The following is a 4,896-nucleotide window of genomic DNA, read 5'->3' on the forward strand; positions in this document are numbered from 1 at the left end:
GCCGTGATCGCGGCCCGCTCGGCGGGCGTGATCGGCCGCAGGCCGCCCGGCGCACTGTCGTCCAGCCCCAGCAGCGCGGCGAAGCCGGCGTCGCTGACCGGCTGCACCGGAACGCGCAGCAGGAAGCGGTCGTAGAAGGCCTGCAGCGATTCGTCGGCCGGCACCTCGTTGGTGGCGCCGACCACGCACACCAGCGGCGTCTGCATGCGCTCGCAGCCGTTGTCGAACTCGCGTTCGTTCAGCAGGGTCAGCAGTGCGTTGAGGATCGCCGAGTTGGCCTTGAACACCTCGTCGAGGAAGGCGATGCCGGCGGTGGCAGGTAGCCCTCGGTCAGGCGCTCGTAGCGGTCGTCCTCCAGCGCCTTCAGCGACAGCGGTCCGAACAGTTCTTCCGGGACCGAGAAGCGCGTCAGCAGCCGCTCGAACCAGCGTGCGCCCTCGAAGGCGTGCTGCAGCCGCCGCGCCAGCGCGCTCTGGCCGTGCCGGGCGGGCCGACCAGCAGCACGTGCTCGCCGGCCAGCGCAGCCAGCAGCGCGAGTCGCACGGCGGCCTCGCGTTCGAGCAGGCCGTGTTCGAGCCAGTCGATCAGTGCGCGCAGGCGCGCCGGGTCCGGAGCAGGGGCGTGGGCATCCATGCCCCCATTCTGACGGCGGCGCTCAGCGGCCGAGCACGCCGCGCAGCAGATCGAGTGCGCCGGGCTTCTTCTCCTCGGCCGGCGGCGTGCCGGGCGCGGTGCCGCCCTCGCCCTTCATCACGTCGCCCATCGAGGGCATGCCGGGCATCGCGGTGGTCATCGACTTGACGCGCAGCTTCACCGCCCACTGCGGCTCCCACACCGCCTTGGGGTCGGCCGGGCGCGGCGGGTGCGCGAGGTTCAACTCGGGGCCGTAGGCGATAAGCCGCAGGAACGAGCCCTCGGCCGGCAGCACGCCCTTGGGCACGGTGCAGCGGGTGGTGGTCGGTGCGAGCAGCACGCGCTCCTTGACCCAGCGCTCGACGGCCGGATTGGTCTGGTAGTCGAACAGGCCGAAGCCGGTGTCGGGCAGCTCGCTCGAGGTCCAGATCACCATCTCGCTGGCGCCGTCGGCCTGCTCGCCCCTGCCGGCGAAGGCCCCGGCGAAATAGCCGCGCGCGGTCGGCAGCGCGTTCCACTCCAGCGCGGTGGCGCCGGCCTTGTCGGCAGTGGTGAGCGTCAGCGCCGGCATCAGGTCGTTGGCCGCCGGGATCGCGAACTTGAAGCCTTCGGGCACGCCCTGGCCCTTGAACTCGTGCTCGCCGACCAGCGAGCCGCCGTCGGGCACGCGCTTGCCCTCGCTCGGGTTGGGCCAGTGCGGCCGGCCGGTGGCGCTGTGCGCGCCGCGCTGCGTGGCGCGGCGCGAGATGAAGAACTTGGCCACGTCCTCGGGCTTGAGCTTGGCGACGTCGAGCACGCGCGGCTGGCCGGCGCGCACGGTGTCGCCGCAGCCCCAGTACAGCAGCAGCCGGCCCTTGGGCTTCTCGGACGGCTCCTCGACGCGCTCGTCGCCGTCGTCGCCAGGTACCGGCTTCGCGTCCTTCGGCGACAGCAGCTTGATTGCCGGGCCGAGCTGCAGCCCGGCCGGCAGCGCCTGCGTGCCCTCAGCGAGCTGTGGGTTGGCGCGCGTCGCGAGCGTGACGTCCATGTAGCGGCCGCCGCTGCCGCCGGACTGCGTCGACAGGAAGGGCACGGTGGCGCCTCCGCCCACGCCGAACAGGCCACCCAGCGCCGACAGCGGATTGTTGCCGCCGCCGCCGCCCAGGCCGCCGAGGCCGGCCCCCAGGCCGCTGAAGGTGGCGACGTCGATCCAGGCCTGCGCGACCGGCGGCTTGGACGGCCCCTTGGGGGCAGGCTGCTGAGCGCCGGCCACGCCGGCGCACAGGGCCAGCGCGGTGGCGAACGGAACGAGCGGCCGACGCGGGCCGCGGAAGGAGGGGGCAGAGGTGGTCATGGCGGAGGTCCTCGCAGGAGCAGGGCAGGCGCGCGGCGCAGGGTGCGCGGCGCGGTCGCGATGTTCTCGCGAGTGTGCGACTTCGGCCCTCCCACCGTCGAGGGGGATCGCCCCCGAGCGGGGCCGGCCCGGTTCAGGGCGCCGGGTCGCTGCGCACGCCTTCCACCTGCACCCGCAGCGTCACCTCGTCCCGCACGAAGGGCAGGCCGTAGTCGATGCCGAAGTCGCTGCGCCGGATGCGGCCCTCGAAGTCGCCGCCGCAGACCTCGCGCTGCAGCACCGGGTGGCGGTGGCAGGCGTAGCGCGTCGCGGTGAGGGTCAGGCCGCGGCTCACGCCGCGCAGCGTCAGCTCGCCGCGCAGTTCGGTGAGCCGGCCGGCGTCGAAGCGCAGGTCGCGCGAGACGAACCAGGCGGTCGGGTGCTCGGTGGTCGACAGCAGCTCGGCGTCGCGCAGGTGCTTGTCGAACGCCGCGAGGCCGGTGCTCACCGAGGCCATCGGGATCGTCACGCCGATCTCGCCGCGGCCCGCCCCGGGGTCCAGGCTCACGCTGCCCTCGGCCGGGCCCAGCCGCCCGCGGATCGTCGAGGTGCCGAAGTGCGACAGCTCGAACTGCACCCAGCTGTGCGCCGGGTCGAGGGTGTAGCGCGCCGGTTCGGCCGCCGCCGGCGTGGCGGCAAGGGCCAGGCTCGACAGGGCGAGCGTCAGGGAGGCAGCGGGGAGGGCGCGCATGCGGCGGGGGGCCTGGGGTGGGGGCCGCGCACGGCCCCCGACGGCCATGCTGACTCTTACTGCTTCACCGCCTCGATCTGCACCGTCAGGCGCACGCTGTCGGGAATGTTGGGCAGGCCGTAGTTCATGCCGAACTGGCTGCGCTGCAAGGTGGTCTCGAAGTCGCCGCCGCAGACCTCGCGCTTGAGGCGCGGGTTCTCGTAGCAGTTGAAGTTGGCCGCCTTCAGCGTGACCGGCTGGCTCTTGTCCAGCAGCGTCAGCGTGCCGCTCACTTCACTGACCTTGTCGCCGCTGAAGACGAACTTGTCGGAGACGAACTTGGCGGTCGGGAACATCGCCGCGTTGAAGAAGTCGGCGTTGCGCAGGTGGTTGTCGAAGGCCGCGACGCCGGTGTTGATCGACGCGGTGTCGATGCTGATCTCCACCTTGCCGGTCTTGCCGGCGCGGTCGAACTGCACCGTGCCTTCCTTCTTGTCAAAGCGGCCGCGTGCGGTGGAGGTGCCGAAGTGCAGCACCTCGAAGGTCACGAAGGTGTGGCCGGGGTCGATCGCGTAGCTCGCGCTCTGGGCCTGCGCGCCACCGGCGAGGCAGGCGAGGGCGGCAGCGGTGGCGGCGGCGAGGAAGGGCTTCTTCATGCTCATGCGGGGGTCCTGGAGAGTGGGGTTGGGAAACGGGAGGGAGGAAAACGGCGCCGGGGCCGCGCCGGTCAGAGCGCGCCCACGCCGGTCAGCGCGAGCTTGAACTTCACCTGCACTTCGTCGGCGACCATCGAGGTGTCGCCCCAGTCGCCGGCGCCGATCTTGAACTCCAGGCGCTTGATGGCGAAGGCGCCGGTGGCGGTGCTGGTGCCGCCGGCCTGGGTGAGCGTGACCGGCACCAGCACGTCGCGGCTGCTGCCCTTGATCGCGAGCTTGCCGGTCACCTCGAACTTGCCGCCGCCCAGCGCCTTGATCGCGGTGGACTGGAAGGTGGCCTGCGGGAACTTGGCCGTGTCGAACCAGTCGCCCTTCTTCATCTCGCATCGGTGTCGCGGTCGCCGATGGTGGCGCTGCCGGTGTCGATCGCGAAGGCGATCTTGCCGTTCGCGGGCTGCTTCGGGTCGAAGGCGACCTGGGCGTCGAACTTCTTGAACTGGCCCTGCACCGGCACGCCCATCTGCTTGCTGACGAAGCCGATCTCGCTCTGCGCCGGCAGCAACTTCGCGGTGGGGGCCTGCGCATGCGCCGGGGCGGCGGCCACCACGCCGGCGACGGCCAGCAACATCAGGGGGAGCGTGAAGCGTCTTCTCATGCGGGGTCCTCGGAAATCGATCGATCCATCAGGCGCGGCGCGGCCGCATGCGGTCCAGCAGGCCGTCGCGGTCGACGAACTGGTGCTTCAGGGCGGCCGCCACGTGCAGCACCACCAGCGCCAGCAGCGTGTAGGCCAGGATCGCGTGGACCGGCTTCACCAGCTTGGCCAGTTCCTTGTCGACCGGCACGAAGTCGGGCAGCGGCAGCACGCCGAACCACACGATCGGGAAGCCGGCCATCGAGCTGTAGGCCCAGCCGACCAGCGGCACCGCGAAGAACAGCAGGTACATCAGGTGGTGGGTGGCGTGGTAGGTCCGCAGCTGCCATGACGGCATCGCGGTGGCGATCGGTGCCGGCAGCGCCGGCGGGCGGTGCGTCAGGCGCCACAGCAGGCGCAGCAGCGACAGCGCCAGGATCGTGATGCCGGCCCACTTGTGCCAGTTGTAGAACTTCAGGCGCTGCGGCGAGAACGGCAGGTCGCTCATGTACCAGCCAGGCCCATGCTGCCCAGGATGGCCAGCGCCAGCAGCCAGTGCAGCGCGATCGCGGGGGCGGAGTAGTGGGGGCTGACGGTCGGCAGGCTCATGCAGGAATCGGGGCGTCGAAGTGCACGCACTGTAGTGATTGTTTGGGGCCCGCAAGTTCACAGGGCTTGTCGCGTTACTTCAAAAAAATGCAAGAGTTTGATGCGCCAAGCCCCCGTGCCCCTGCCCGGATCGCTGCCGTCCCGCAGAATCGGCCGGCCTCCCCGACCCGAGCCGCCTGGCCACTGCCCATGAAGTCGACCGCCCTCTCCGTCCTGCTGCTGGCCTGGCCCTGGGCTGTCGTGTCGGCGCAGGAGGCAGCGGCGCCCGCGCTGGCCGATTGCGCGGCGCTCACCGACGACGGCCTGCGGCTGGCCTGCTACG

At 71.5% G+C, this 4,896-nt stretch carries 5 protein-coding genes and 3 pseudogenes; all 8 read right to left on the reverse strand.

All coding sequences use genetic code 11. From position 1 onward, the window contains the following. A pseudogene (locus tag x551_RS27630) lies at positions 1 to 311 on the reverse strand (AAA family ATPase); the annotation flags it as partial. Further along, a complete protein-coding gene (locus x551_RS27635; RefSeq protein ID WP_343252157.1) occupies positions 248 to 466 on the reverse strand; it encodes a hypothetical protein in 219 nt (72 codons plus the stop codon). The gene x551_RS27635 and the pseudogene x551_RS27630, both read right to left, overlap by 64 nt. Next, positions 409 to 633 (reverse strand): hypothetical protein, encoded by a 225-nt coding sequence (locus tag x551_RS27640; RefSeq protein ID WP_253950414.1) that lies wholly within the window; start codon positions 631 to 633, stop codon positions 409 to 411. Before x551_RS27640 ends, x551_RS27635 begins: the two co-directional genes overlap by 58 nt. A gap of 22 nt (positions 634 to 655) precedes the next feature. Then, the gene (locus x551_RS18465; RefSeq protein WP_051495895.1) at positions 656 to 1,966 is read right to left on the reverse strand and encodes a hypothetical protein; all 1,311 of its coding nucleotides are present in this window, start codon (positions 1,964 to 1,966) and stop codon (positions 656 to 658) included. 133 nt (positions 1,967 to 2,099) lie between these two features. Next, positions 2,100 to 2,696, reverse strand: coding sequence for a YceI family protein (locus x551_RS18470; RefSeq protein WP_036235280.1), 597 nt, complete (start codon positions 2,694 to 2,696; stop codon positions 2,100 to 2,102). A gap of 56 nt (positions 2,697 to 2,752) precedes the next feature. Next, a complete protein-coding gene (locus tag x551_RS18475) occupies positions 2,753 to 3,331 on the reverse strand; it encodes a YceI family protein (protein ID WP_036235284.1) in 579 nt (192 codons plus the stop codon). A gap of 71 nt (positions 3,332 to 3,402) precedes the next feature. Then, positions 3,403 to 3,986, reverse strand: a pseudogene (locus tag x551_RS18480) (YceI family protein). Between the two features lie 28 nt (positions 3,987 to 4,014). After that, positions 4,015 to 4,574: pseudogene (locus x551_RS18485) on the reverse strand (cytochrome b). Positions 4,575 to 4,896 lie beyond the last annotated feature (322 nt).

This window comes from Methylibium sp. T29 (genome assembly GCF_000576205.1).
Lineage (GTDB): Bacteria > Pseudomonadota > Gammaproteobacteria > Burkholderiales > Burkholderiaceae_C > Methylibium > Methylibium petroleiphilum.

Coding starts and splice junctions, on each gene's coding strand:
- x551_RS18470 (WP_036235280.1), bottom strand. CDS start 2,696: ATGCGCGCCCTCCCCGCTGCCTCCCTGACGCTCGCCCTGTCGAGCCTG.
- x551_RS18475 (WP_036235284.1), bottom strand. CDS start 3,331: ATGAAGAAGCCCTTCCTCGCCGCCGCCACCGCTGCCGCCCTCGCCTGC.
- x551_RS18465 (WP_051495895.1), bottom strand. CDS start 1,966: ATGACCACCTCTGCCCCCTCCTTCCGCGGCCCGCGTCGGCCGCTCGTT.
- x551_RS27640 (WP_253950414.1), bottom strand. CDS start 633: ATGGATGCCCACGCCCCTGCTCCGGACCCGGCGCGCCTGCGCGCACTG.